The sequence below is a fragment of the Variovorax sp. DXTD-1 genome (assembly GCF_003984625.1).
GTDB lineage: Bacteria > Pseudomonadota > Gammaproteobacteria > Burkholderiales > Burkholderiaceae_C > Variovorax.
On the sequence record NZ_RWKH01000023.1, the window covers coordinates 24,608 to 49,771 of the forward strand.

At 65.9% G+C, this 25,164-nt stretch carries 22 protein-coding genes; 12 read left to right on the forward strand and 10 right to left on the reverse strand.

Going from position 1 to position 25,164, the window contains the following annotated elements:
- The first annotated feature begins 124 nt into the window (after positions 1-124).
- The 3 genes from speD to EJI00_RS20275 are packed head-to-tail and all read left to right on the forward strand — an operon-like array spanning position 125 to position 2,633.
- Positions 125-505, forward strand: coding sequence for an adenosylmethionine decarboxylase (gene speD / locus EJI00_RS20265; protein WP_126749285.1), 381 nt, complete (start codon positions 125-127; stop codon positions 503-505).
- A gap of 26 nt (positions 506-531) precedes the next feature.
- Entirely contained in the window at positions 532-1,242 is a 711-nt protein-coding gene (locus EJI00_RS20270; RefSeq protein WP_126749348.1) for an NDP-sugar synthase, read from the forward strand.
- Positions 1,239-2,633, forward strand: a complete 1,395-nt coding sequence (locus EJI00_RS20275) for an aminopeptidase P N-terminal domain-containing protein (protein ID WP_126749286.1) — start codon at positions 1,239-1,241, stop codon at positions 2,631-2,633. The genes EJI00_RS20270 and EJI00_RS20275 overlap by 4 nt, the downstream gene beginning before the upstream one ends.
- Here EJI00_RS20275 and EJI00_RS20280 read toward each other — a convergent pair.
- From EJI00_RS20280 to EJI00_RS20310, 7 genes are all read right to left on the reverse strand, one after another.
- Positions 2,575-3,549 carry a LysR family transcriptional regulator gene (locus tag EJI00_RS20280; protein ID WP_126749287.1) on the reverse strand — a complete coding sequence of 325 codons (975 nt, stop codon included), beginning with the start codon at positions 3,547-3,549 and terminating at the stop codon, positions 2,575-2,577. The genes EJI00_RS20275 and EJI00_RS20280 overlap by 59 nt on opposite strands.
- A 33-nt stretch (positions 3,550-3,582) precedes the next feature.
- Positions 3,583-4,935: an esterase-like activity of phytase family protein gene (locus tag EJI00_RS20285; RefSeq protein ID WP_126749288.1), complete on the reverse strand. Its 1,353-nt coding sequence runs from the start codon at positions 4,933-4,935 to the stop codon at positions 3,583-3,585.
- Positions 4,936-5,073: 138 nt separating this feature from the next.
- Positions 5,074-6,684, reverse strand: a complete 1,611-nt coding sequence (locus EJI00_RS20290; protein ID WP_126749289.1) for an NAD(P)/FAD-dependent oxidoreductase — start codon at positions 6,682-6,684, stop codon at positions 5,074-5,076.
- A 7-nt stretch (positions 6,685-6,691) separates the two neighbouring features.
- Positions 6,692-8,242: a polyamine aminopropyltransferase gene (locus EJI00_RS20295; RefSeq protein ID WP_126749290.1), complete on the reverse strand. Its 1,551-nt coding sequence runs from the start codon at positions 8,240-8,242 to the stop codon at positions 6,692-6,694.
- A 16-nt stretch (positions 8,243-8,258) separates the two neighbouring features.
- Entirely contained in the window at positions 8,259-8,477 is a 219-nt protein-coding gene (locus EJI00_RS20300) for a DUF350 domain-containing protein (protein WP_015868006.1), read from the reverse strand.
- A 57-nt stretch (positions 8,478-8,534) separates the two neighbouring features.
- Positions 8,535-10,034, reverse strand: a complete 1,500-nt coding sequence (locus EJI00_RS20305; RefSeq protein WP_126749291.1) for a DUF4178 domain-containing protein — start codon at positions 10,032-10,034, stop codon at positions 8,535-8,537.
- 9 nt (positions 10,035-10,043) lie between these two features.
- Positions 10,044-11,093, reverse strand: a complete 1,050-nt coding sequence (locus tag EJI00_RS20310; RefSeq protein ID WP_126749292.1) for an SPFH domain-containing protein — start codon at positions 11,091-11,093, stop codon at positions 10,044-10,046.
- A 168-nt stretch (positions 11,094-11,261) separates the two neighbouring features.
- On the opposite strand from EJI00_RS20310, the gene EJI00_RS20315 reads away from it, so the two are divergent.
- The 4 genes from EJI00_RS20315 to EJI00_RS20330 all read left to right on the forward strand — a co-directional run bounded on the left by EJI00_RS20315 (position 11,262) and on the right by EJI00_RS20330 (position 14,897).
- On the forward strand, positions 11,262-13,604 hold the full coding sequence (locus EJI00_RS20315; protein WP_126749293.1) for an NADP-dependent malic enzyme: 2,343 nt from the start codon (positions 11,262-11,264) through the stop codon (positions 13,602-13,604).
- Between the two features lie 182 nt (positions 13,605-13,786).
- Positions 13,787-14,200, forward strand: a complete 414-nt coding sequence (locus EJI00_RS20320) for a ribonuclease domain-containing protein (RefSeq protein WP_126749294.1) — start codon at positions 13,787-13,789, stop codon at positions 14,198-14,200.
- 50 nt (positions 14,201-14,250) lie between these two features.
- On the forward strand, positions 14,251-14,676 hold the full coding sequence (locus EJI00_RS20325) for a barstar family protein (protein ID WP_126749349.1): 426 nt from the start codon (positions 14,251-14,253) through the stop codon (positions 14,674-14,676).
- Positions 14,655-14,897, forward strand: coding sequence for a hypothetical protein (locus tag EJI00_RS20330; RefSeq protein WP_126749295.1), 243 nt, complete (start codon positions 14,655-14,657; stop codon positions 14,895-14,897). The genes EJI00_RS20325 and EJI00_RS20330 overlap by 22 nt, the downstream gene beginning before the upstream one ends.
- Positions 14,898-14,947: 50 nt before the next feature.
- Here the strand turns inward: EJI00_RS20330 and rsmA are convergent, their stop codons facing one another.
- From rsmA to EJI00_RS20345, 3 genes are read right to left on the reverse strand one after another with little or no spacing between them, the layout of a single operon-like run.
- On the reverse strand, positions 14,948-15,718 hold the full coding sequence (rsmA, locus tag EJI00_RS20335) for a 16S rRNA (adenine(1518)-N(6)/adenine(1519)-N(6))-dimethyltransferase RsmA (RefSeq protein WP_126749296.1): 771 nt from the start codon (positions 15,716-15,718) through the stop codon (positions 14,948-14,950).
- A complete protein-coding gene (locus tag EJI00_RS20340; RefSeq protein WP_126749297.1) occupies positions 15,718-17,127 on the reverse strand; it encodes a peptidylprolyl isomerase in 1,410 nt (469 codons plus the stop codon). The genes rsmA and EJI00_RS20340 overlap by 1 nt, the downstream gene beginning before the upstream one ends.
- A 17-nt stretch (positions 17,128-17,144) precedes the next feature.
- Positions 17,145-19,727 carry an LPS-assembly protein LptD gene (locus tag EJI00_RS20345; RefSeq protein WP_126749298.1) on the reverse strand — a complete coding sequence of 861 codons (2,583 nt, stop codon included), beginning with the start codon at positions 19,725-19,727 and terminating at the stop codon, positions 17,145-17,147.
- A 234-nt stretch (positions 19,728-19,961) separates the two neighbouring features.
- Here EJI00_RS20345 and EJI00_RS20350 point away from each other — a divergent pair, with 234 nt between their 5' ends.
- From EJI00_RS20350 to EJI00_RS20370, 5 genes are all read left to right on the forward strand, one after another.
- The gene (locus tag EJI00_RS20350) at positions 19,962-21,056 is read left to right on the forward strand and encodes an aminoglycoside phosphotransferase family protein (RefSeq protein WP_126749299.1); all 1,095 of its coding nucleotides are present in this window, start codon (positions 19,962-19,964) and stop codon (positions 21,054-21,056) included.
- Positions 21,057-21,791, forward strand: coding sequence for a 16S rRNA (uracil(1498)-N(3))-methyltransferase (locus EJI00_RS20355; protein WP_126749300.1), 735 nt, complete (start codon positions 21,057-21,059; stop codon positions 21,789-21,791).
- 78 nt (positions 21,792-21,869) lie between these two features.
- Positions 21,870-23,234, forward strand: a complete 1,365-nt coding sequence (locus tag EJI00_RS20360; RefSeq protein ID WP_126749301.1) for a M20/M25/M40 family metallo-hydrolase — start codon at positions 21,870-21,872, stop codon at positions 23,232-23,234.
- Positions 23,235-23,335: 101 nt separating this feature from the next.
- On the forward strand, positions 23,336-23,797 hold the full coding sequence (locus tag EJI00_RS20365; RefSeq protein WP_221885056.1) for a YidB family protein: 462 nt from the start codon (positions 23,336-23,338) through the stop codon (positions 23,795-23,797).
- Between the two features lie 134 nt (positions 23,798-23,931).
- Positions 23,932-25,107 (forward strand): MFS transporter, encoded by a 1,176-nt coding sequence (locus tag EJI00_RS20370; RefSeq protein WP_126749303.1) that lies wholly within the window; start codon positions 23,932-23,934, stop codon positions 25,105-25,107.
- The last annotated feature ends 57 nt before the right edge of the window (positions 25,108-25,164 follow it).

Below are 25,164 nucleotides of genomic sequence, written 5' to 3' on the forward strand. Positions count from 1 at the left end.
TTTCGGGGAATGTGGATTGGGGGGAACCCGCGATTTTACCGGGCTCGCTCCAACCCGCTCCAATACGGCCTGAACACCCGACTGATGTTCTTTGGCGACACCCGGACTGCTAGAGTTGCCACCCATGCACGGGCTGCACCTCACCGCCGATCTCCACGACTGCCAATGCGCAATGCAATGGCTTACCGACAAGGAGGCGCTCGGCGCCGTGTGCCTGAAGGCCGTAACGGCCGCCGGGCTGCAGCCCGTGGGCAAGCTGGTGCACGGGTTTCCGGCCACGCCGCAGGGGCCGGGCGGCGTGACGGCCACGGTGCTGCTGGCCGAATCGCACCTGTGCATCCACACCTGGCCCGAACAGCGCGGCGCCACGCTCGACGTGTATGTGTGCAACTTCGGCGGAGACCATTCGACCAAGGCGCATGCGCTGATGGAATGCCTGGTAGCGCTGTTCCAACCCGGCCGCAGCGAACGAAACGAGCTGCTGCGCGGCAAGGTGGCGGCGTGAGCAGCGCCCCGGCTTCCGCGCGGGCGATGATCCTCGCCGCCGGCCGCGGCGAGCGCATGCGTCCGCTGACCGATACCACGCCCAAGCCGCTGCTCGAAGTGCGCGGCAAGCCGCTGATGCAATGGCCGATGGAAGCCCTGGCGGCCGGCGGATTCACCGACCTGGTGGTCAACACCGACTGGCTGGGCGAGCAGATTTACGCCCGCTTCGGCACCGAACCGCAGCTTGGCGAGCAGCTCGCGCTGTCAGTTTCGTATTCCGACGAAGGCCGCGACTTTGGCGGCGCGCTGGAAACGGCGGGCGGCATCGTGCGCGCACTGCCGCTGCTGGGCGATGTTTTCTGGGTGGCCGCGGGCGATGTGTTCGCGCCGGATTTCGCCTTCACACAGGCTTCGGTGGCGCGGTTCATGGCCAGCGGCAAGCTTGCGCACCTGTGGCTGGTGCCCAACCCGGCGCACAACCCGAAGGGCGATTTTGGCCTTTCGGCCGAAGGTCTGGCGCTCAATTCGGCGGCCGAGAAGTACACCTTCTCGACCATCGGCCTGTACCGGGCCGCGCTCTTTTCACCGCCTTACTGCAGCATTCCCGCCGGCAACCCGGCGGGCGTCAAAGCCCCGTTGGCACCGATCTTGCGCGCCGCGATGGACAATGAACTCGTGAGCGCCGAGCTCTACACCGGGCCATGGACCGATGTGGGAACGCCCGAACGGCTTCTTCAATTGAACACGCCAAGATGACCTCAGAAGACAACAAGATCTACGCCGAGCGCCGCGCGCGCCTCGCCTCGCAACTGGGCAAGGACGGCATCGCCATCGTCCCGACCGCGCCCGAGCGCCAGCGCAACCGCGACAGCGATTTCCTGTTCCGGCACGACAGCTACTTCTATTACCTGACGGGCTTCACCGAACCGAACGCCTGGCTGGTGCTGGCGGGCGACGGCCGAAGCACGCTGTTCTGCGCCCCCAAGGACCTGGAGCGCGAGATCTGGGACGGCTACCGCCTGGGCCCCGATGCCGCGCCCGAGGCGCTCGGCGTGACAGAGGCCTTCTCTGTCAACGACCTTGACGCCAAGCTGCCCAAGCTGCTCGAGAACAGGTCGACCGTGTGGTTTCCGTTCGCCACCCACAAGGGACTCGAGACCCGCATCGACGGCTGGCTTCAATCGGTGCGTGCGCGCGTGCGCTATGGCGCGCTGTGCCCTCAGGAGCAGCACGACCTGTGCGGCCCGCTCGACGAAATGCGGCTGATCAAGGATGCGCACGAACAGGACATCATGCGGCGCGCCGCGCAGATCAGCGCCAGGGCGCACATTCGCGCGATGGAGCTTTCGGCGCGCATGCTGCGCGAGGGCAAGGACGTGCGCGAATACCACCTCGACGCCGAGCTGCTGCATGAGTTCCGCCTGGGCGGCTCGCAGTACCCGGCCTACGGCTCCATCGTGGCGGCGGGCGCCAATGCCTGCGTGCTGCACTACCGCGCCGATGCGGCCCCGGTGCGAAGCGGCGAGCTGGTGCTCATCGATGCCGGCTGCGAACTCGACGGCTACGCCAGCGACATCACGCGCACCTTTCCGGCCAACGGCAAGTTCAGCGGCCCGCAGCGCGCGCTGTACGACCTGGTGCTTGCCAGCCAGGACGCGTCGGCCGCGGCCACCAAGGCCGGCAACCGCTTCAACGACCCGCACGATGCGGCCGTGAAGGTGCTTGCGCAGGGCATGCTCGACCTGGGCCTGCTCGACGGCAACAAGGTCGGCAGCGTGGACGACGTGATCGACAACCGCGCCTACTTCCAGTTCTACATGCACCGCACCGGCCACTGGCTGGGCATGGACGTGCACGACTGCGGCAGCTACGTCGAGCCCACGCAGGTGGGCGAGGTGAGCGAACGAAAAGATCCGCTGTCCAATGAGGTCATCAAGAACCGGCCAAGCCGCATCCTGCATCCGGGCATGGTGCTGACGCTGGAACCCGGCATCTACGTGCGGCCCGCCGACGGGGTGCCCGAGCAGTTCCACAACATCGGCATCCGCATCGAGGACGACGCCATCGTCACGGCCACCGGCTGCGAGCTTATTTCGCGCGGCGTGCCGGTGAAGGCGGACGAGATCGAGGCACTGATGCGAGCTTGACCGCCCGCTGAGACACCGGCGGCGGCACATGCCGCGCCTGCAGGAAGTCGATGAACACCCGCAGCTTGCGCGGTATCTGCGCCGAGCTCGGGTGATAGAGGTAGAAGCCCGGAAAGGTCGGCCACCAGGGCTCGAGCAGCGGAACCAGCCGGCCGCTGTCGAGATCGCCGCGCACCGAGCCTTCGAAAGCCACCGCAATGCCCGCGCCGTCGCGCGCGGCGGCCAGCAGCACGTCGCCGTCGTTGCTGATCAGCGGGCCGGCCACTTCGACGTCGAGCACGCGGCCGTCCTGCGCGTACTCCCACCGATAAAGGCCGCCCGTGGTCAGGCGGTAGTTCATGCATTGGTGTTCGCGCAGGTCTTCGGGCGTCTTCGGCAGCTGGCGTTTCGCAAGGTAGCGCGGCGACGCAACAGTCACCATGCGCTGCGGCCCGCCCATGGGCAACGCCACCACGTCTTGCGCCAGGCTTTCGCCAAGCCGGATGCCCGCATCGAAGCCGCCTTCGATCAGATCGACCATGCGGTTGTCGCACACCAGTTCGAGCGTGATGTCGGGAAACGCTTCGGCAAAGTCCCCCAAGTGCGGATACAGCAGAAGCTCGGCCGACGCGCGCGCAACGTTCAGCCGCAGCAGCCCGGCCGGCTTGTCGCGCGCCTCGTTGATGCCTTCGACCGTTTGCGCGAGCGCGGCAAGCGCCGGCTGCGCACCCTTCAGCAGTTGCTGGCCCAGCTCGGTCACGCCCACGCGGCGCGTGGTGCGGTCGAGCAGGCGCACACCCAGCCGCCGCTCGAGCGTGCGCAAGGTCTGCGACAGCGCCGAAGGCGAGACGCCCAGCTCTTCCGCCGCCCGCGTGAAGCTGGCGTGGTGCGCAACGCGTGCGAAGGCGGCAATGGCGGGAAGCAGTTCGGGCGACATGCGCCCGATTATCGAGACCGCGGCAGACCCCGGCTACTTTGCCTGCAGCAACGCCCCCGCTTCGAGCAGCACCAGCTCGTTGTCGTCCGCCTTGTTCGGCTCGCGGCTGCTGGAGAACGGCAGGTTGTTGTCGTTGCCCACCACGATGTGCGTGGCGTCGACCACATCGACGTTCTCGATGGTGAAGAACGGGAACTTGAGCACACCCTCGTTCAGCGGCTTGCGCGCGAGCCTGGCCGGGTCGGCGATGTTCAGCAGGTCGATGTAGCCGATCTTGCGCACCGCGCCGCCCACGTTGGCGTCGTTCAGCTCGACCTTGTAGACGCGCTTGAACTTGGCGATGTCGTGGAAGCAGTCGGTGCGCTTCTGGCCTTCGGGGCAGGCCTTGTCGTTGGTGCCTTCGCCGTTGTCGCGCTCGATGATGAGGCCCGTGGCGCCATCGATCATGTTGAAGTCGCCGATGGCATGGCCGTTGGCTTCGAGCACGTAGTGCCAGTGGCGGCCGGTCCATTTTTCGGAGGCCACGTCGAACTCCAGCACGCGCAATGCTTCCTTGCCGTCCTGTTTCTCGTAGTCCTTGGCCTCCGCGTTCCACACCGGGCCTTCGAGCAGCGCATAGAGCTTGCTGCCGTCTTTCGACGCCGCCATGCCTTCGAAGCCCTTGGAGCGCTTGACCTGGAACTCGACCGCGCCACCTGGTGCACCCGGCGTCGTTACCGCGGGATGGTCCGGCGAACGAACGGCCTTGCCGCCCACCAGCGTGTCGAACACCGCGAGCACCTTGCCCTTCAGGCCGGCCTTGATCAGGAAGGGACCGAACTCATCGCCGATCCACATCGCGCCGCCGGCAAACTGCAGGCTCTCGGGGTCGAAGTCGGAACCCGTGAGGTAGCGCTGCTTCGTGCCTTCATGAACGATGCGGAAGGGCACTTTCTTGTCGGGGTCGTGCAGGAAGACGGTCTCGAGGCGGTTGAACTTGCCGCTCTTGAAGTCCACCTTGTAGTGGTTCAGGTAGAGCATGAAGTCCGGCGAATTGGCCTTGGCGCCCGCACCGTTGTCGGTAAGGACCCAGAACGAGCCATCGTCCATCTTCTTGATGCCCGAATGGCCCTGCAGCGGCTGGCCCTTGAAAGGCACCGAAACGCCCGTGCCGCGCCCGCCCGAGAGGCCTTCCACAGTGCCCGGCGCCTCCGCCCGCTTGCCCGTGGTGAACTTGCCGCTCACGTGCAGATCGGCCGGCGCGTCTTTGGGCGCCGCAACGAAGCTCTGCGCGGGCAGCACGGCATGGCCGGCGAGCGTGGCGGGAAAAGCGGTCTGTGCGGCGGCATGGCCGCAAGTAAATGCGGCGGCAAGGGCGATGAAGGAGAGAGAAGCGATGCGCGTCATGAGAGCAAGAAGAAAGGCTTCAGTCGAAACGCGAGACCATGCCGATTGCGCGTGACGCGGCCATGACATGCAGCGTTCAGAACTGGAGCGAAGGCTTGTTCATCATCAGCCGGGACACGGCCAGTGCGGCGAAGATCTTCATGCGGCGTCCATGCCCGCAACGTGCCCACGCGTGAAGGCTTCTTCAAAGATCGAGTAGCCCGACCAGTCCGCATGCGCGAACGAGAGGCGCCCGGCGGCAACGTCGCCGCGGTGCGCCGCACCGAGCCGTGCCAGCAGGCCCGGCGTTGGAATGGCCATGGCGTGGCCGTAGCGGGTGATCTCGACGTGCGTGGCCAGCTCCGGCAGGTCCGGGTGCGGCACCGAGAGCTCGGCGAGCAGATCGTCCCGCCATCCGGTCCAGGGGCGGTCCTGCAGCAGGCGGCGGCCGTCGGCCGTGTCGTAGCTGCTCGGGCCAAGCGGCCGGTACCAACTGATGACGGTGCTGCGCGGCGTGGGATCGAGCGTCTGGTGGCGCGCATCGACGTACCCCAGGCCGCGTGTGCCGTACACGACGTTGTCCCAGCTCGGCGCTGCGCCGGGACGGTCGGCAAGCGGGCCGCTCAGGTGCACGTTGGCGACCAGCCAGGGCGCATGGCGCGTGTGCGCGGCGGCATTGCGCAGTACCTCCGGTGCGTTCTCGACGATGCGGGCGGCGATGAACACCGGCAGCGCGACGATGCAGCGCTCGGCCTGCCAGCGCACCAGCGATTTTGTTTTCGCGTCCCATGCGTCGACCTCGACGCCGCCGCGCAGATCGGCGATGCGCGTGACGACCTGGCCCGTACGCAGCCGGTCGCCAAGTGGCTCGGCGAGCCGCTTCGTGAGCCAGCCGTTGCCCTCGGGCCAGGTGAGAACGCCGTCGCGTTCGGGGTTCGAATCGGCACCGGTGCCCGATGAACCCGGCGCGTGAAACCCGTGCCGGCTTGCGAAGTAGTGGATGCCGGCCCAGGCCGAAACGTGGGCGATGCCGGCGCCATAGTCGTCGCGGCAGCAGTAGTCGAGGTACCAGCGCAGTTGCGGATCGCTGAAGCCTTCGCTGTCGAGCCAGCGCTCGAACGGAACGGCGTCGAGCGCGAGCAGCTCGGGGGTTGCCGCCACCTTGAGCGTGGGAATGGCGAAATGCGCCGCGTGTTGCAGCGCATCGATCCGCTTTGCGAACTTGCGGTACTGCGCATGGGTGCTCTCGCCGACGTCGTTCACGGGCAGAAGGCCGTCCTGCCACTCGCCGCGAAAGAACAAACGCTCCTGCGGGCTATGGCAAAGGCTGCGCTCGTCGTATTCCCAGCGGCCGGCCACGCGGCGGCGCAGGCCGAGTTCCTCGAGCAGGTCTTGCACCTCGCGTGCGTTGTCGTCGGGCACCGGCAGGTAATGTGCGCCCAGCGGGCAGGCAATGCCGTTGACCATGCCGGAGCGGGAGTTGCCGCCGGCCGTGTCTTCGAGTTCGAGCAGGGCGAAGTCTTCGATGCCCGAAAGCCGCAAGGCTCGCGCCGCGGCAAGGCCTGCAACGCCGCCTCCGGCGATGACCACGCGCGTGCGCTTCACGGTTGCGGGGGCCTGGCTCTTGAGCGCGCCGTCGCGCATGGCGTGGCCTCGCGCCATGTCGATGCCGGTGAAGCCGCCTTCGATGATTGGCTGCGGCGCCTCGCAGCCCGCGAGGGCAAAGGCGCCCGCCGCACCCACTGCACCGAGAAAATCGCGCCGCTGCATGCCGGGGCTAGTGCGTCATAACCTTGCCCCACTCCTGTTCGTAAGTGGTGACGAGAGTCTGGTTCGACAGGCGGTTGACCTCGGCCGGCACACGCGCCATATCGAGCGGAAAGTCGAACATCAACGGCAATGTCGAAGGTGCCAGGAAACGCAGTCCGGAAGGCAGCGCATCCGGCATGCGGTACGGGCGGCGGCTGGCGATGATGTAGCCCCACTCGCCGAAGCTCGGCACGTGCGCGTGGTAGGGCGTGGCCTTCAGGCCGACCGATTCGATGGTGGTCGCGACGGTCCAGTAGCTCTTGCGCGCCACCAGCGGCGAGGTGGTCTGGATCACCGCATAGCCGCTCGCGGAAAGACGCTTTTCGAGCAGCGAATAGAAGCTGTTGGTGTAGAGCTTGCCGATGGCGAAGTTGGTCGGGTCGGGAAAGTCCACCACGATGACGTCGAACATGTCTCCGGGTTGCTGCAGCCACTGGAAGGCGTCGGTGTTGACGACCTTCACCTTGGGGGACGACAGCGCATGGCCGTTGAGCGCAGCCAGCGTTTCATGTCCGGTAAAAAGCTGGGTCATGTTCGGATCGAGCTCCACCAGCGTGACCGATTCGACCGAGGGGTACTTGAGAATCTCGCGCACCGCCATGCCGTCGCCACCGCCGAGCACCGCCACTTTCTTCGGTGCGCCGTGCGCGGCCATTGCCGGGTGAACGAGTGCCTCGTGATAGCGGTATTCGTCGCGCTCGGCGAACTGCAGGTTGCCGTTCAGGAACAGCCGGTGCCCGAGCTGCCCGCGCGTGACCACGATCCGCTGGTAGGGCGAACTGGCGCTGAACACGATGTGGTCCTGGTAGAACTTGTCTTCGGCCAACGTGGTGATGTGGTCGGCCCACACAAAGGCGCCGAGCAGCGCCGCGAGCGAAAGAAAGCAAGCCAGCGCATGAGCACCCATGCGGCGCAGTTCATGGCGAAACAGCCACAGCGCCCACACGGCCACGGCCGCGTTCATGAAGCCGAACAGCAGACCGGTGCGGATCATGCCGAGCTGCGGCACCAGGATGAGCGGAAAAGCCACCGACACCGCCAGCGCCCCGAGGTAGTCGAAGGTGAGCACCTGCGACACGAGGTTCTTGAGCTGGATGTTGCGCTTGAGGATGCGCATCACGAGCGGTATCTCGAGCCCCACCAGCGTGCCCACCACCATCACGAGGCCGTAGAGCAGCAGGCGGAACGCGCCGGGCACATAGGCGTTGGCCAGGAAAAGAATGGCTGGCAGCGCACCGCCGATGAGCGCGACGAGCAACTCGATGCGAAGGAAATGCGCGGGCAGCTGCCGCTCGAAATAGCGCGAGAGCCACGAGCCGACGCCCATGGCGAACAGGTAGGTGCCGATGATGGTGCTGAACTGCAGCACCGAATCGCCGAGCAGGTAGGAGCTCAGCGCGGCCGCGGTCAGTTCATAGACCAGGCCGCAGGCGGCCACCACGAACACGCTGGCAAGCAGCGCAATTTCAACGGGCTGCGGCCCCTTGGCCGGCGGCGCCGGACTGGCAGGAGCATCCACGGAAGCCAAGCAGGCGCTAATGGATCGCCGCGGCCACGATGACGCAGATGCCCAGACTCATGGCCGCGACCACCAGCCCCAGCGCGACGTTCTGCTTCTCGACGATCTCGCCCCACAAATCGTAGGGGGTGAGCTTGTCGATGATCAGGAAGCAGAGCCAGAAGATCAGCACGCCAAGCAGCGCATACACGAGCGATCCGAGGACCACGCCCGGTTTCAGCCATTCAAATCCCATGGGGACCTCCAGTCGTAGTAGCAGTAGTGAGAGAAGACATCGCGCGAAACCCCGCCGTCATTTGTGGCCGCCGCCGCTCGAGTAGCCGCCGTACGAGCCGCCCGTGCTGCGCGAACTCGAACAGTTTTGCACGCGCGGGTCGCAGCGCGACGAACAGGTGCTCAGGATGATGAGCACAACGATGACGATGATCACGATGAAGATGATGGTGCCGCAGCCCATGCCCGACGCAGCGCTGACGGGCAGTGCGTCGCCGCGCACGAACATGTCCTTCTTGTCGTCGAGCTTGAACGCGGCGGACACCGCGCCGCTGTCGAGCTTGCTGCCCGAAGACCAGGTCAGCTCGTTGGCCGAGCGCTCCATCGACAGCAGCGCATTGCCGCTGGCGAAGTCGCGGTTGAAGGTTTTCTGCCCGCGCTCCACCTGCCAGTAGAACTCGCCGGCCACATAGGTGGTCTCGGCGTTGTAGGCGTATTGCTGGGTGTAGCGCTTGCCAAGATAGCTGGCGCTGCTGCCGTTCTCGGCCATGACGGGCGCGCCGGTGGTCGGCTTGACCATGCTCCAGCCGTCTTCGGCGTCGACCAGGAAGCTGAAGCCGCGCTTCTTGTTGTACAGCAGGTACTCGCTCCAGCCGAAGTGCTCGTCGTCGCCGGGCTCGGTGCCCATGCGATGCTGGAAGCCCACCACCTGCCACTGCGCGCCCTGCAGCTGGCCCACGCTGCCGATGGCGATGAGCGGCCGAACGGGTTCGTTCTGCTCCGCGTGCTTCAGCTCGCCGCCGATGCCTTGCGACAGGTCGATGATGCTGTTGCAAGAGCCGCAGGTAATGCTCTTGCTGTCGGCCAGGTTGACGGTAACGGGCGCGCCGCAATTGGGGCAGTTGAAGGCGCGGCCTTTTTCTTCCTTGGCGGATTCGTCGCGCAGGCCGGTGAGCTGCAGGTCTTCAAGCTGTACCGAGCGGCCCAGGTGCGCGCCGGGAGGCTGCGTGCTGTAGTCGAGGCTGAGCACCAGGCCGTTGCCGCTGCGCAGCTCGACCATGGGGAACGAGCGGCCCAGTTCCGGCAGATGCGAGAGCTCGCCCTGCGCGGAAAGCAGCGCCACCTGTTCGTTCGACGACACGGTGTAGCTCTGGCCGTTGAAGGCGCTGGTGGCGCCCACGCGCAGGTCGGTCGGCGGCGGCGCGGCGCGCTGCAGTTCGAGCGGCAGCGCAAAGACATAGGCACCGTTGTCCTCGCTCAGGATGCCGGCGCGGCCGTCTTCGAGCGCGGCGATCCATTCGGTCCAGCGACCGCCCGGATGGCTGTATTGCAGCCGCCCGACGATGGTGAACGGCTGGTCCTGGATGCGGCCCGCGGCAAGCAGCTGCAGCGGGCTGAAGTCGTCGAACAGCTCCGCCATCTTGCCGATGCGCGCGAGCGTGTCGCCCTGGCGCACGACGGTGCTCTGGCAATACGGGCACACCGCATGCGTCGATTGCGCGGAACGGAATTCGACCGGTGCGCCGCAGCCAGGGCAGGGCGCACGGTAGGCGCGCTGGGCGCCTGGTTGCTCAGCCATTGCCGGTGCTTAGACCAGCTTCTTGAGCAGCTCCGCCTTCTTGGCGTCGAACTCTTCCTGCGTGAGGATGCCCTTGGTCTTGAGCTCGCCGAGCTTCTCGAGCGTGGTCATGACATCGTTCGGGCTCACCACGGCAACAGCGGGCTGCTGCTGGGTTGCCGCAGCCTGCGCCGCTGCGTTGGGGCTCAGGCCCTGCGCGAGGTTTTGCGCCAGCACCTGGCCGAGCGCCACGCCGGCACCCAGCCCCATGGCGTCGCCCGCAATGCCGCCGCCGTTGGCAGCGCCTTCGGCGAACTTGGGAATGGCTTGCGCCGTCTGGTACTGCATGAACTTGCCCATGTCGTTGCCGACCATGCCCATGCCGATCTTCTGGTCGAGGATCTTCTGCAGCTCTTCGGGCAACGAGACGTTCTGGACCGTGATGTTCTCGAGCTTGATGCCGATCTTCTCGAACTCGGGCACCAGCTGCGCGGCCAGCGCCTGCGCAAACTGGATCTGGTTGGCCGCCAGGTCGAGAAAGGGCACGCCGCTGGAGGCAATGGCGTTGCTGATGTTCTGCAGCACCAGGCCGCGCAGCTGGCCGTCGAGATCGGCCACGCTGTAGATGTCGCGCGTGCCGGAAATCTCGGTGTGGAACAGCTTGGCATCGCCGATGCGGAACGAGTAGTTGCCGAAGGCGCGCAGGCGCACGGCGCCGAAGTCCTTGTCGCGGATGGTGATGGGCTGCGGCGTGCCCCACTTCTGATCGACCTGCTGGCGCGTGCTGAAGAAATAGACGTCGCTCTTGAAGGGGGATTCGAAGAGCTTGTCCCAGTTCTTGAGGTACGTGAGCACGGGCAGCGTCTGCGTCGTGAGCTTGTACATGCCGGGGCCGAACACGTCGGCCACCTGGCCTTCGTTGACGAACACGGCCACCTGGGACTCGCGCACGGTGAGCGAGGCGCCGTTCTGGATTTCCATCTCGGCCATGGGGAAGCGCCAGGCCAGCGTACCGTCTCCAGACTCGGTCCACTGGATGATGTCGATGAACTGTTTCTTGATGAAATCCATCAGGGCCATGGCCGCTCCTCGTCGAGTTTTTTTACAGACTGCGCATATTGCCACATCGCCTTGACAGGCCGGCGTGCTTTCGGCAAGGCCCATACCCCGCCATACCGGCCCATGGCGTCATGGGCCGAGGTCTACAATCGGCGCCCCCAGAAGAAGCGCCACCAGGAGCAACGGCCCATGTCCGATTTGACGACCTCATCGACCCCTACGCCCGAAGACAAGCGCGCCGAACTGCGGCGCGCCGCCCTCGAGTACCACGAGCTTCCGGTGCCCGGCAAGATTGCCATCGCCGCCACCAAGCAGATGGTGAACCAGCGCGACCTGTCGCTGGCCTATTCGCCCGGCGTGGCCGCGCCTTGCGAGGAAATCGTCAAGGATCCGGCCAACGCCTTCAAGTACACGGCGCGCGGCAACCTGGTGGCGGTGATCACCAACGGCACCGCGGTGCTCGGCCTGGGCGACATCGGCGCGCTGGCTTCCAAGCCGGTGATGGAAGGCAAGGGCGTTCTCTTCAAGAAGTTTGCCGGTGTCGACGTGTTCGACATCGAGATCGACGAAAAAGACCCGGTCAAGCTGGTCGAGATCATCGCCTCGCTGGAGCCGACCTTCGGCGCCATCAACCTGGAAGACATCAAGGCCCCGGACTGCTTCTACGTCGAGCGCGAGCTGCGCAAGCGCATGAAGATTCCGGTGTTCCACGACGACCAGCACGGCACGGCCATTACCGTGGCGGCGGCCATGCTCAACGGCCTGAAGGTGGCGGGCAAGGACATCACCGAGGTCAAGCTGGTCACCTCCGGCGCGGGCGCTGCGGCGCTGGCTTGCCTGAACCTGCTGCTCAAGGTGGGCCTGAAGCGCGAGAACGTGTTCGTCACCGACCTGGCCGGCGTGGTCTATGAGGGCCGCGAAGAGCTGATGGACGACGACAAGCGCCAGTACATGCAAAAAACCACGGCCCGCACGCTGGCCGAGGTGATCGACGGTGCCGACGTGTTCCTGGGCCTGTCGGCCGGCGGGGTGCTCAAGCCTGCCATGGTGGCCAAGATGGCCCCCCGCCCGGTGATCTTCGCGCTGGCCAACCCGAACCCGGAAATCGCGCCCGAAGACGCCCATGCGGTGCGCCCTGACGTGATCATGGCCACGGGCCGCACCGACTACCCGAACCAGGTCAACAACGTTCTGTGCTTCCCGTACATCTTCCGCGGCGCGCTCGATTCGGGCGCCACCACGATCACCGACGAGATGGAAATTGCCGCGGTGCGCGCCATTGCCGACCTGGCGCAGGCCGAGCAGAGCGAGCGCGTGGCGGCCGCCTACGTCGGCGAAAAGCTGTCTTTCGGCCCTGAATACCTGATTCCGAAGCCCTTCGATCCGCGGCTGATGATGAAGATCGCACCCGCAGTGGCCAAGGCCGCCGAGGAAAGCGGTGTGGCATCGCGTCCCATCAAGGACATGGACGCCTACCGCGACCGCCTGCAGAGCTTCGTCTATGCCTCGGGCACCACGATGAAGCCGATCTTCGACGCCGCCAAGCGGGCGCAGAAGAAGCGCGTGGCGTACTGCGAAGGCGAGGAAGAGCGCGTGCTGCGCGCCGCGCAGATCGTGGTCGACGAAGGCATTGCCCGCCCGACGCTGATCGGCCGCCCGGCCATCATTGCGCAGCGCATCGAGAAGTTCGGCCTGCGCCTGAAGGAAGAGCTCGACTACGACATCGTCAACGTCGAGCAGGACCACCGCTACCGCGACTTCTGGCAGACCTACCACCGCATGACGGAGCGCAAAGGCCAGACGGTGCAAACCGCCAAGATCGAGATGCGCCGCCGCCTGACGCTGATCGGCGCCATGCTGCTGCACAAGGACGAGGTCGACGGCATGATCTGCGGCACCTGGGGCACCACGCTGATCCACCTGCACTACATCGACCAGGTGATCGGCAAGCGCCCGGGCGGCTGCGAAAGCACCCCGCAGGACGTGCCGGTGTACGCCTGCATGAACGGCCTGCTGCTGCCCGACCGCCAGGTGTTCCTGGTCGACACCCACGTCAACTACGACCCCTCGCCCGAGGAACTGGCCGAAATCACGACCATGGCGGCGGAGGAGATGATGCGTTTCGGCCTCAAGCCCAAGGCTGCGCTGTTGTCGCACTCCAACTTCGGCACCAGCAACGAGCCCAGCGCGGTCAAGATGCGCAAGACGCTCGACCTGCTGCGCGTGCAGGCACCCTGGCTCGAAGTGGACGGCGAAATGCACGGCGACGTGGCGCTCGACAGCAAGCAACGCGCGGTCGTCATGCCGCACAGCGCGCTCGCGGGCGACGCCAATCTGTTGGTTTTTCCGAACATCGACGCAGCCAATATTTCTTACAACCTGCTCAAAACTGCGGCAGGCGGAAATATCGCCATCGGCCCGGTTCTGCTCGGCGCCGCCAAACCTGTGCACATTCTCACGGCCAGCGCAACCGTTCGGCGCATCGTGAACATGACAGCCTTGACAGTCGCTGACGCAAACGCAGAGCGATAGGCCATCTGGCGAGAGTGGCTGCCCACTTAAGGGGCCACTCTCCGCCCCTTCGGACTGCTCAAACTTTGGGCAGTCGCTTGCTATTTTCGCCAGCGTGGTGCACACTCGCGGGCTTGAATTTGCGGGTTAACCCCAGGGTTGCACGCCAATTTGGAACCCCCGCTCTTTTCTTGTGGTGCCCCATGGCGGCTTACGCCTCGATCACGTCCTCTGTCACTAAGTTTGCGCTCACCGGCTTCGTGCTGGCGGCGTTGGCGACGGGGGCCGAGGCCCGCCGCGAGTGGTTCGGCACCGGAAAGCCCGCCCAGGAATCGATTGCACTGACCGAATTGCCGGCTCAGGGCCAGCGAACCTACGAAGCCATTCTGAGTGGCGGCCCCTTCCGATACGAAAAGGACGGCACGGTATTTGGCAATCGCGAGCGTCTTTTGCCGCCGGCGCGGCGCGGTCACTACCGCGAGTACACGGTGGCAACACCCGGCTCGCGCGATCGCGGCGCACGGCGCATTGTCTGCGGCGGTGAACAGCGCACGACACCTGAGGCCTGCTGGTACACGGCAGACCATTACGCGAGTTTCAGACGGATTGCACCATGAGCGATGACAACGACTTGAGCGGCGCCCCGAAGCGCCCCGAAGAAATGATGATGACTATGGAAAGACCAGCGGAGATGACTTTATCCCTTCGTGCCGTACGCCCGAACATCGTGCAATCGATTCGTGCGTTCCGCGTGAACGACCTGCAGGAAGCCGCCAACGCAGCAGGCCAGCACTTCCTGTACGCCAACCTGGGCAATGCCCAGACCAAGCAGGACGTTCTCGACCTCATCGCGCAGCAGTTCACCTTTCCGGCGCACTTCGGCAAGAATTTTGACGCGCTGTACGACTGCATGACCGACCCGTTGTATAAATCGGGCCCGCAGCCCGGTTTTGTCATCGTGCTCGAACAGATTCCGGCCAACGCCAAGTTCGACAAGGAAGCGCGCGAGCAATTGCTCGACATCTTCCGCGACGCCTCCGACTACTGGGGCGACCGGAAGGTCCCGTTCCGGTGCTTCTATTCTTTTCTGTAGCCCGTTCTGCACACACCAGCCAAGCAGAACGGGCGAACGAGGCTCAGCCGAACGGCGCAGCACTCGATGGCATCGAAATCAACAGCAACAATGCAACCGCAGCAGCCGGCGCGGAGCCGGAAGGCGAAAAAATGCCGACCGATAAACTGGTCGACGTTTCGCCGCTCGCATTGCGTATGAGCAGCCCCTTTAATGCGGGCTACTGGTTAGCAGCCGCGTAAGACGCTCTCGCCCCAGGCGCTACAAAAAGCCCGTCTCGCGACGGGCTTTTTTATTTGGACTCAGGAGGAACGGCCTGGGCCAAGGCCACGTATTCGGCCACAGGCACTTCCTCGGCCCGGCGCTGGGCGTCGAATTCACCCGCAAAGCCATGCTCTTCGAGCCACCGGCCCAAGGTATGCCGCATGATCTTGCGGCGCTGGCTGAAGGCAACCTGCACGATTTCACCGAGGCGGGCCGCATCGACGGCCGGCGGCTCGGTCAGCGGCACCATCCGCACCACGGCACTGTCGACACGCGGCGGCGGATCGAAACTCTCGGGCGGCACGAACAGCACGTTTTCCATCCGGTAGCGCCACTGCAGCATCACGCTCAGGCGGCTGTAGTCGGAGGTGGCGGGCTTGGCGACCATGCGGTCGATCACTTCCTTCTGCAGCATGAAATGCTGGTCGGCAATCAGGTGGGCGAAGCCCAGCAGATGGAACAGGATGGGGGTCGAGATGTTGTAGGGCAGGTTGCCGACCACGCGCAGCGGCGTCGGAAACCTGGCGGCCAGCTCGGCGAAATCGACCTTGAGCACGTCCGACTCGATCACGTCGAGCTGCGGATGGTCCCGCAGCCGCTTGGCCAGGTCGCGGTCGAGCTCGACAACCGTCAGGCGCCCGAGCCGCTCGACCAGCGGCTGCGTGAGCGCCGCCAGCCCCGGACCGATCTCGACCATGGCGTCGCCAGGCTGCGGCGCGATCTCGTGCACGATCGCATCGATGATGCCCCCGTCGGACAGGAAGTGCTGCCCGAACCGTTTCCTGGCGATATGTGCCATCAGGACTGGGGCGGCTCGCGGTATTCGACGTAGGCGCGCGCCCGCACTTCCTGCACCCAGGTGGTGAAGGCTTCTTCGACCCGCTGCTCGCGCAGCACGGCCCGTGCGGCTTCGCGCTGCTCGGTCTGCGTGAGCTTGGATTCACGGCGGCCGACCACCTGGATCAGGTGAACGCCGAAGCGCGACACCACGGGGTCGCTGATCTGGCCGGGTGCGAGCCGGTCCATGGCTTCCTCGAACTCGGGCACGAACTGGCCCGGGCGCGACCAGCCGAGATCGCCGCCTTCCTTGGCGCTCGCGTCCTGCGAGTTGTCGCGCGCCAGACCGGCAAAGTCGGCTGCGTTGGCTTGCAGGCGGCGCTTGAATTCGGCCAGCTGCGCAACCGCTTGCGCTGTCGTGCGCTTGGGGTCGTTGAGCAGCAGGATGTGGCGCACCTGGGTCTGGGTGACGGTCGCGTCCATGGCGCCCAACTGGGCCTTGGCCAGAACCTTCAGCACATGGAAGCCCGCACCCGAGCGGATGGGCCCCGCAATGCCGTTGACCGGTGTCGACTGCGTCGCTTCGACGAACAGCGACGGATAGCGGTCGGCGCCGCGCATGCCGATGGCACCGCCGTTGGCGCGGTCGGGCGAATCGGAGTTTTCCTGCACCAGCTTGGCGAAGTCTTCGCCGGAACGGGCGCGCTGCGCGAGGCCCTGGGCCTTCTGCTGCAGCGTGGCCACTTGCGCGGGGGTGGCGTTCTCGGGCACGGCGACGAGCAGCTGCGCGAGATTGATGTTCTGCAGGGCCGCGTCCTTGGTGGGGGAGTTTCGCTGGTCGCGCAGGTATTCGTCGGCCTCGGAATCGCTGACCTTGACCTTCGATTCGACTTCGCGGTCGCGCAGCCGCGTGAGCAGCAGCTGGTCGCGCAGATCGTTGCGGAATTCGCGCGGTGCAATGCCTTCGGCCGCCACGCGGCGGCGCAGTTCTTCGACGCTGAGCTGGTTCTGGCGTGCCACGGTCTGTTCGGCCTGGTCGATCGCCACGTCGTCCACCTTGATGCCGTTTTCCTTCGCCAGTTGGAGCTGGGCACGCTCGGAGATCAGGCGCTCGAGCACGAGGCGCGTGAGTTCGGCGCGGGGCACGCGCTCGGCTTCGGCGTTTTCGCGGACGAGGCGAGTCACGCGCGTCTGCACCTCGGTGTTGGTGATGGGCTCGGAATTGACCAGCGCGACGATGTACTCGGCCGAGCGCTGCACCGGCGCCGCGGTGGAGGGCGCGGTACGCGGGACCGGCGGCGCAAGCCGCGGGCCGGCGCGCATGATGTCCGTGATGCCCCCGCCGCCGCTGGGACGCAGGCCCTGCGCGCCGGACGTTGCAGCCAGCGCCGCAAGGCAGCTCAAGGTAAGGATGGAACGGATGTGTTTCATGGCTTTGCTCAATCGTCTCAGTCGTAATTGGTGAAGCGGCTCGGCGCCTCGGTGGGCTCGCGCAGGGGCTGGTAGCGCTGGATGTTTTGCCGCAGGGCCTGCATGGGACTCGATCCGATGCTGGAAAATCCGACGAATTCGAGCTGGAACATGATGCGGGTGTTGGCCGTCACCTGCCCGGTCGTCACGCGCTGAAGCACCACGCGCCCGATCCAGCAGCAGCCGTCGTACTCGAAGCCGAGCACGCCGTCCGTGAGTTTCTTGTCCTGCAGGCTGTAGTTGAGCCGGCCCACGGCATACCAACGCCCGCCGCCCTGGCCCTTGCCCGGGCCGAGGTCCTTGCCCTTGTCGCCCCACAGGTCGTTGAGCGGCCATTGCCAGCCCACGTCGAACGACTTGTTGCCGTCGGTGGCGGTCGGGGTGCTGGGCGCCTGGTAGCGGAATGCGGCGCTGAGGTTGTGATACGGCTCGGGGTTGTAACGCGCGCTGATGGCCGAACGCGTCGACCTTTGCGTGTCGGGGTTGTACTGCACGACCGTGTCCAGGCTCCACTTGGGCGTCCAGTTGATCTGCGCGCCCACCAGCAGGTCGCTCGCGCGATCGGTGATCGGCACGCCGCCCGGCAGTGTGACTTTTTGATCGCTGAAACGCAGCCGCTGCGCAATGCCGAAACGCGCTGCTTCAACACCCGTGGCGGGGTCGATCAGGCGGGACGTCACGCCGAGCGTGAGCGTGTTGGTGTCGGAGATGCGGTCGTTGCCCGAGAACGCGTTCTCGGTATAGATGGTCGCAAAGCTGAAATCGTTGGCCGCCGAATCGTAGTTCGGCAGCATGCTCTGGTTGCGGTACGGCGTGTAGACGTAGTACGCACGCGGTTCCAGCGTCTGGCGGAAGGCACGGCCGAAGTAGTTCGCATCCCGCTCGAAGATCAGGCCGCTGTCAAGGCTGAAGGTCGGCACCGTGCGGTTGCTCGAGGTCGGAAAGAAATACAGCGAGTTCGGGTTGTAGGGCACGCCGTTGACGTACGTGATTCCGTTGACGGTGAGCTTCGGAACGTCCGCCTGCGGCAGGTAGTAGTTGTACGAAGTCGCATGCAGCTGCAGCTTCGGAATGACGAAGGAACTCGGCGTGATGAACGGACGGCTGATGGTTGCCTGGGCGAAGGCGCGATCCCCGTCGGGCTGCGACTGCTGGTTGACGTCGAAGCCAGGCTGGCCGCTCAGGATGCTGTTGACCCGGAAGCGCGTGTAGTCGAGATTCAGCCCCACGTCGAAGCCGTGCCAGTCGTACTTGGCGTAGTTCGCGGTGATCTGCGGCATCCGGTCGTACGACGGCACGATCGGCGAGAGGTTGTATTGCAGCGTCTGGTAGCGCGTGGTGCGCAGAATGCCGCTCCAGTCGTCCTTGGCCCAGTTGAGTGCCGCTTCGTTCGGCAGCTGGCGCTGCGCCAGTGTGGGCGTGCGCGTGAAGTCGCGCCAGTAGTCGTCGTCGCTGACCCGGTTGATATTGATGTTGGCCGACAGCGAATCCAGGCCCAGCGCCTTGGCATTGAACTCCTGGTGATGGGTGCCCCAGATGCCCCAGCGCTTGCTGCTGTTGGGCGCTGAGGTCAGGTCCTTGGCCTGGATTTCTCCGTTGGCCAGCTGCTGGAGCTGGCTGGCGCGCAGCTCGTTGTAGCGCTGGCCCACCAGGCGGTCGCTGCCCATGAAGTCCAGGCGGATGGTGCCGTTGTAATCCTTCTCGAGATAGCGGAACTCCGAACCCAGGTTGAGCCCCCGCTTGCTCATCAGCGTGGGCGTGAACGTGGCATCGCGGTTGGGTGCGATGTTCCAGTAGTACGGCTGCGAGATCTCGATGCCGTTGGTGTTGTCGATGCCGACCGTCGGCGGCAAGAGGCCGCTCTTGCGCTCGCTCGACAGCGGAAAGCTCACGCTCGGCAGCGGCGGCGTGCTGATGCCCATGAAGCTCAGCCGCGCATCGGTGGCCACGCCGATGTTTTCTTCGGTGTCGGTGGTCATGGTGGCCGCGGTCAGCAGCCAGGCGGGCATCCAGCCCGGGTAGTCTTCGCGCCGGCAGGTGGTGTAGGTGGCGCTGCGCGCCACCGACACGCTGCTGTCGACGAAATCGATGCGCTGCGCCTCGCCGTGCCCGCCGGTGGCGAGAAAGCTGTAGCGCACATTGTTGAAGAAGCCTTCGAAGGTCTCGAGCTTGAGCTCGAGCTCGGGACCTTCGTACACATTGCCGGCCTGGTTCACCCGCACGTTGCCGCGCGCCTTGGCCCGGTCGTCGGGCTGGTAGTACTCGAGCCGGTCGGCGGTGATGGCGACTTCGCCGCGCCGCAGGGTGGCATTGCCTTCGACCACGGTCTCCAGGTCCTGGCGGCCGGACAGGCGGTCACCGGTAATCAGGCTCGGCAACTGGCTGCGCTCGGCGGGGGGCAGTGTTTCGGTCAGCTGCGGCGTGCGCTTGAGCACCAGGGGGCCGTCGAGGCCGCCCGCCGGCTGCGCGGAGGCGCCGTGCGCGTGCAGCAGCGCCAGCGACAGCAACGCCAATGGCAGCGGCGGACCGGAACGCCGCAAGGCAGCAGCACGTCGGCTCATCAAGCGCCCCGCCGCATCGTTCCGGAGAAGGACCGCAGTCTCCCCGAGGAGGGCTGCGAGTGCACAAGGTGCCAAACGTGGGAGCTTTGGATCGTAGGCATCGGTCAGGAACGAAGGATCGTCGGGAGGACGGCGCGGCAGGCCGGCAGGTTGCAGGAGCCGGCGGCAACTCTGTTCGACCAGGGAGGACCGCAGGAGTTGCCGCGCCAGGCGGATTTGTAGAATCGATTATCCATGACAGCACCCCAGTCCCCCGCCACCGAGCCCGCCCCCCCTGCCAACCCCATTCTGTGGGCCGATCCGCAGCGCGCCGCGGTGTTCGAAGGCTGGCTGGCCGGCATTGCCGCCGCGCACCGCCTGCTGCCCGGCACCGTGCGCCTCGCGTCGGCCGATGCGAGCTTTAGGCGCTACTTCCGCGTCGACACCTCAGAGGCCGCCGGCACCCGCATCGTGATGGATGCGCCGCCCGACAAGGAGAACAGCGAGCCGTTCGTGCAAGTCGCCCGTTTGATGGCCGAGGCCGGCGTCACGGCGCCGCGGGTGCTCGAATGGGACCGGCCCAACGGCTTTCTGCTGCTCGACGATCTCGGCCACCAGACCATGCTCGACGTGATCGATCCGGCCCAGCCGGACGCGAGCCGTCCGCTCTACGACCAGGCGATCGACGCGCTGATCCGCTGGCAACTGGCGTCCAGGCCGGGCGTGCTGCCGCCGTACGACAGGGCTTTGCTCGAGCGGGAGCTGGCGCTTTTCCCCGAGTGGTACATCGGCCGCCACCGCGGCATTGCCGTCGAGGGCAAGCTCAAGGAGCGGCTGGAGCGCAGCTTCAAGCTCATCGTCGAGAGCAACCTGGCCTCGCCCAGCGTCTACGTTCACCGCGACTTCATGCCCCGCAACATAATGGTCCGCGATGGTACCGACCTGGGCGTGCTCGACTTCCAGGACGCGGTCTACGGCCCCATCACCTACGACATCGCCAGCCTGATGCGGGACGCTTTCCTGAGCTGGGACGAAGAATTCGTGCTCGACATCACGATCCGCTACTGGGAGGCCGCCCGCAAGGCCAAGCTGCCGGTCGACGCGGATTTCGGCGCCTTCTATCGCTCGGTCGAATGGATGGGGCTGCAGCGCCATCTCAAGGTGGCCGGCATCTTCGCCCGCCTCACGCTGAGGGATGGCAAGCCGCGCTACCTGGCCGACACGCCACGCTTCGTCGCCTACATCCGCTCGACGGCCAGCCGCTACATGGAGTTGACCCCGCTGCTGCGCGTGATCGACGAGATCGAAGGCAGCTCGGCCATCACCGGCTTTGCCTACGGCAGGGTCTAGATGCCCCGCTTTCATTGCCCGGTGCCGCTGGCCGCCGGCGCCACACTGGCCCTGCCGCCCGGCGCGGCGCGCCACGTGCAGGTGCTGCGGATGCAACCCGGCGATGCGCTCACGCTGTTCGACGGTTCCGGCGGCGAATACGCGGCCACGGTCGAGCGCATGGGGCGCAGCGACGTTTCCGTCACGGTCGGCGTCCACACGCCGGCGGAGCGCGAAGCCGCACGCGCAGTGCATCTCGCGGTCGGCATGCCCGCCAACGAGCGCATGGACTGGCTGGTCGAAAAGGCCACCGAACTGGGTGTCGCAAGCATCCAGCCCCTGGCAACGGCCCACGGCGTGCTGCGCCTTTCGGGCGAGCGCGCCGAGAAGAAGAGGGCCCACTGGGAGGCCATTGCCATTGCGGCCTGCGAGCAATGCGGCCGCAACCGCGTGCCGGTGATTCATCCGGTGCGGTCTTTTTCCAGCCCCTCGGCGTGGATCGATGCGGCCGCCGGCAAGGACACACTGCGCCTCATCCTGAGCCTCGCCGAAGGCACGCGGCGCCTCACGGACGCCACCGCTTCGGCGCCAGCCGAACGCGGCGTGCTGGTGCTGAGCGGACCCGAAGGTGGCCTGAGCGCCGCTGAGGAACAAGAAGCGCTCGCCTGCGGCTTTGCGCCGGTCACGCTCGGACCCCGCGTGCTGCGCGCCGAAACCGCGGCACTCGCTGCGCTGGTATTGCTGGCCGGTAGCTAGGCCAGGCCGCTGGAGAGCAAGTTGCGGAACAATGCTTGCTTCACCCATTCATCACGACCAGAGAAGGATCTTCACGCCATGCTTCGCTCGCCACGCGCGCTCCGATTTGCGCCCCTCGCTCCCCTTGTGCTGGCCATGCTCTTCGCCACCCAGGGTGCGCAGGCTCAGAACACCGCCGTGGCGCCCACGCCCGCGCAAGTCGCTCCCGAGGTGGACAAGGTCTTTACCCAGCTGACGGCGGCGCCTTCGATCCAGAAGCTGCTCGACGCAGTCAAGGCCGACCACGACCGCTCGATCGAAGACCTGAAGATGCTGACCGAGATCGAGGCGCCCCCGTTCAAGGAGCAGAAGCGCGCCGAGGCTTTTCTGGCGCGCATGAAGGCACTCGGCCTCACCGACGCGAAGATCGATGCCGAAGGCAACGTGATCGGCCTGCGCAAGGGCACCGGCAACGGCCCCAAGCTGCTGGTCTCGGCCCATCTCGACACCGTGTTCCCGGCCGGCACCGACGTGAAGGTGAAGGAGCGCGACGGCAAGCTGCACGCGCCCGGCATCGCAGACGACACGCGCGGCCTCTCGGTGCTGCTGTCGTGGCTCAAGGTGCTCAACGACAACAAGGTGCAGACCGTGGGCGACCTGCTGTTCGTCGCCAATGTCGGCGAGGAAGAGCTCGGCAACCTGCGCGGCATGAAGGCCATCTTCCGCGACAACCTCGACATCGACGGCATGGTGGGACTCGAGCCGTCGCCGGACGGCAACGTGCTGATTCTCGGCACCGCGAGCCACCGCTATGAAGTCACGTTCAAGGGGCCGGGCGGCCACAGCTTTGCCGCCTTCGGCCAGGTGCCCAGCGCCATCCACGGCATGGGCCGCGCCATTGCCAAGATCGCGGAAGTGCGCACGCCCAGCTTTCCGAAGACCACCTTCACGGTCGGCACGGTGGGCGGCGGCACCTCGGTGAACACCATTGCACCGGATGCGCGCATGGCGATCGACATCCGTTCGGACGACATGGCGTCGCTGCTCGAAACGGAGAAGAAGATCCTCGCCGCCATCGACGAAGCCGTGGCCGAAGAGAACAAGCGCTGGAACGTGAGCACGCTGAGCGCCAGCAACAAGCTGATCGGCGACCGGCCGGGCGGGCGCACGCCTTCCGACTCGGTGATCGTCGAGGCAGCCATCCGCTCGAACACCGCCTTCGGCCACAAGACGCTGCTGCGCGGCGGCAGCACCGATGCCAACGTGCCGATGTCGTATGGCATTCCGGCCATCATCATCGGCGGCGGCGGCAAGTCCGCCGGCTTTCACGCCCTGAGCGAATCGATCGACGTGACAGACGCCTGGAAAGGCGCGCAGAATTCGCTGGTGACAGTGCTCGGCCTGGTCGGCGTGCAAGGGGTCAGCCCCGCATTGCTGCCGAAGCGCGCGGTGCGCACCAAGTAATTTGTCACGCCGCGCGTTCGAAAGTGGGCAACCCCTTTCGCGCGCGGCTCATCTCGCTGGCGACAATGCCGGCAGTTCTGTCACACACCAAGGAAACGTCCATGGGAATGCTCGATTCGGTACTCGGCCAAGTGCTGGGAGGCGCTGCCCAACAGCAGCAGCCACAAGGCGGCGGCATCGGCGGCTTGGGAGATCTCGGCGGCCTGGCCGGTGCGCTGGGCGGCCTGCTCGCCAACAACGGCGGCCAAGGCGGCCTGGGAGGGTTGGTCTCCAAGTTTGAACAGGCCGGCATGGGCGATGTCATCGGCTCATGGATCGGCAAGGGAGAAAACCAGCCGGTCTCCGGCGGACAGCTGCAAGAGGCGTTGGGCAGCGACACCATCGCCAACATCGCTTCCAAGCTCGGCATCAATGCGCAAACCCTGCTGCCCATGCTGGCGGCCATGTTGCCCACCCTCATCGACCAGCTCACGCCGCAAGGCAAGGTGCCTGAGCAAGGCCTGGACACGCCGAACGACCTCCTGGGTTCGCTCGGCAGCCTGCTGCAGAACAAGCAGCTGTAAGCCAATTTGCTCACAAGAATTATGGCGCCCGCGAGGGCGCTTTTTTTTGGCTGCCGCATTTCGACTGGCGCATCCGCGGCGAATCACGTAGAACCTCAAACCTTCATGCCGCAACCTGCTTCCACCTTCTTCCGATGAACCGCAACCTCTGGCTGCTTGCCATCTGCCAGGGCTTGTTCCTGACCAACAACGTCACGTTCATTGCCATCAACGGCTTGGTGGGCCTGAGCATTGCGCCGCGCGGCTGGATGGCCACGCTGCCGATCATGGGCTACGTGGTGGGCGGCGCGCTGACCACCGGGCTGGTGGCACGCACGCAGCAGCGCTTCGGCCGACGCGGGTCGTTCCAGATCGGCTTGGCCGTCGGGCTCGGATCGGCCCTGCTGTGCGCATTCGCGGTGATTTCGAAGAACTTCTGGCTGCTGTGCTTTGCCACGGTGGTGGCCGGCTACTACAACGCCAACGCCGGCCTCTACCGCTTTGCAGCCGCCGAACTTGCGGCACCGGCGTGGCGCGAGAAGGCCGTGTCGCTGGTGATGGCCGGTGGATTGATCGGCGCCGTGGCGGGGCCCAACCTCGCCACGGCCACGCGCGAAGTGTTTGCCGTGCCGTTCGCGGGTGCCTACATTGCGCTGGCGGCGGTGGCGTTGCTGTCCATGGCGGTCATGCACTTCATTGAATTTCCACCCCCGCTCACTCGCCAGCAGGCAATGGGTGGAAGGACGTTGTCGCAGCTCATCCGCCAGCCGGTGTTCGTCGTGTCAGCCGCGGCGGGTGCGTTGGGCTTTGGCGTGATGAACCTGCTGATGGCCGCCACGCCCATCGCGATGCAGATCTGCAGCCTGCCTTTCTCCGATGCCGCGCTGGTGCTCGAATGGCACGTGATCGGCATGTTCGCGCCCGGCTTCTTCACCGGCCACCTGATCCGCCGCTTCGGTGCGCTGCCAGTGATGGGCGTGGGAGTTGCGCTCAACTTCGGCTGCATTGCCGTCGCGCTCTCGGGTGTGGAGCTTCAGCACTTTCTCGTGGCGCTGTGCCTGTTGGGCGTGGGCTGGAACTTCCTGTTCACCGGCAGCACGACGCTTTCGCTCACCGCCTACACGGCGGAAGAACGAGACCGGGCACAGGGTGCGCTCAACTTCTGCGTATTCGCGACAGTGGCACTGACCTCGTTCGCCTCGGGCGTGCTGGTCACGACGCAGGGCTGGCAGCTGTTGAACTACGGTTCGCTGGTGCCGGTGGTGCTCACGGGCGCGGGGCTGCTGTGGCTTGCCCGGATGCGCCGGTGCGAGGCCGCTACAAACGCATGACGCGCCGCTTCAAGCGCGCGTGACGATGAAACGCGCTGCGGCAAGGGCTGCCGCAGC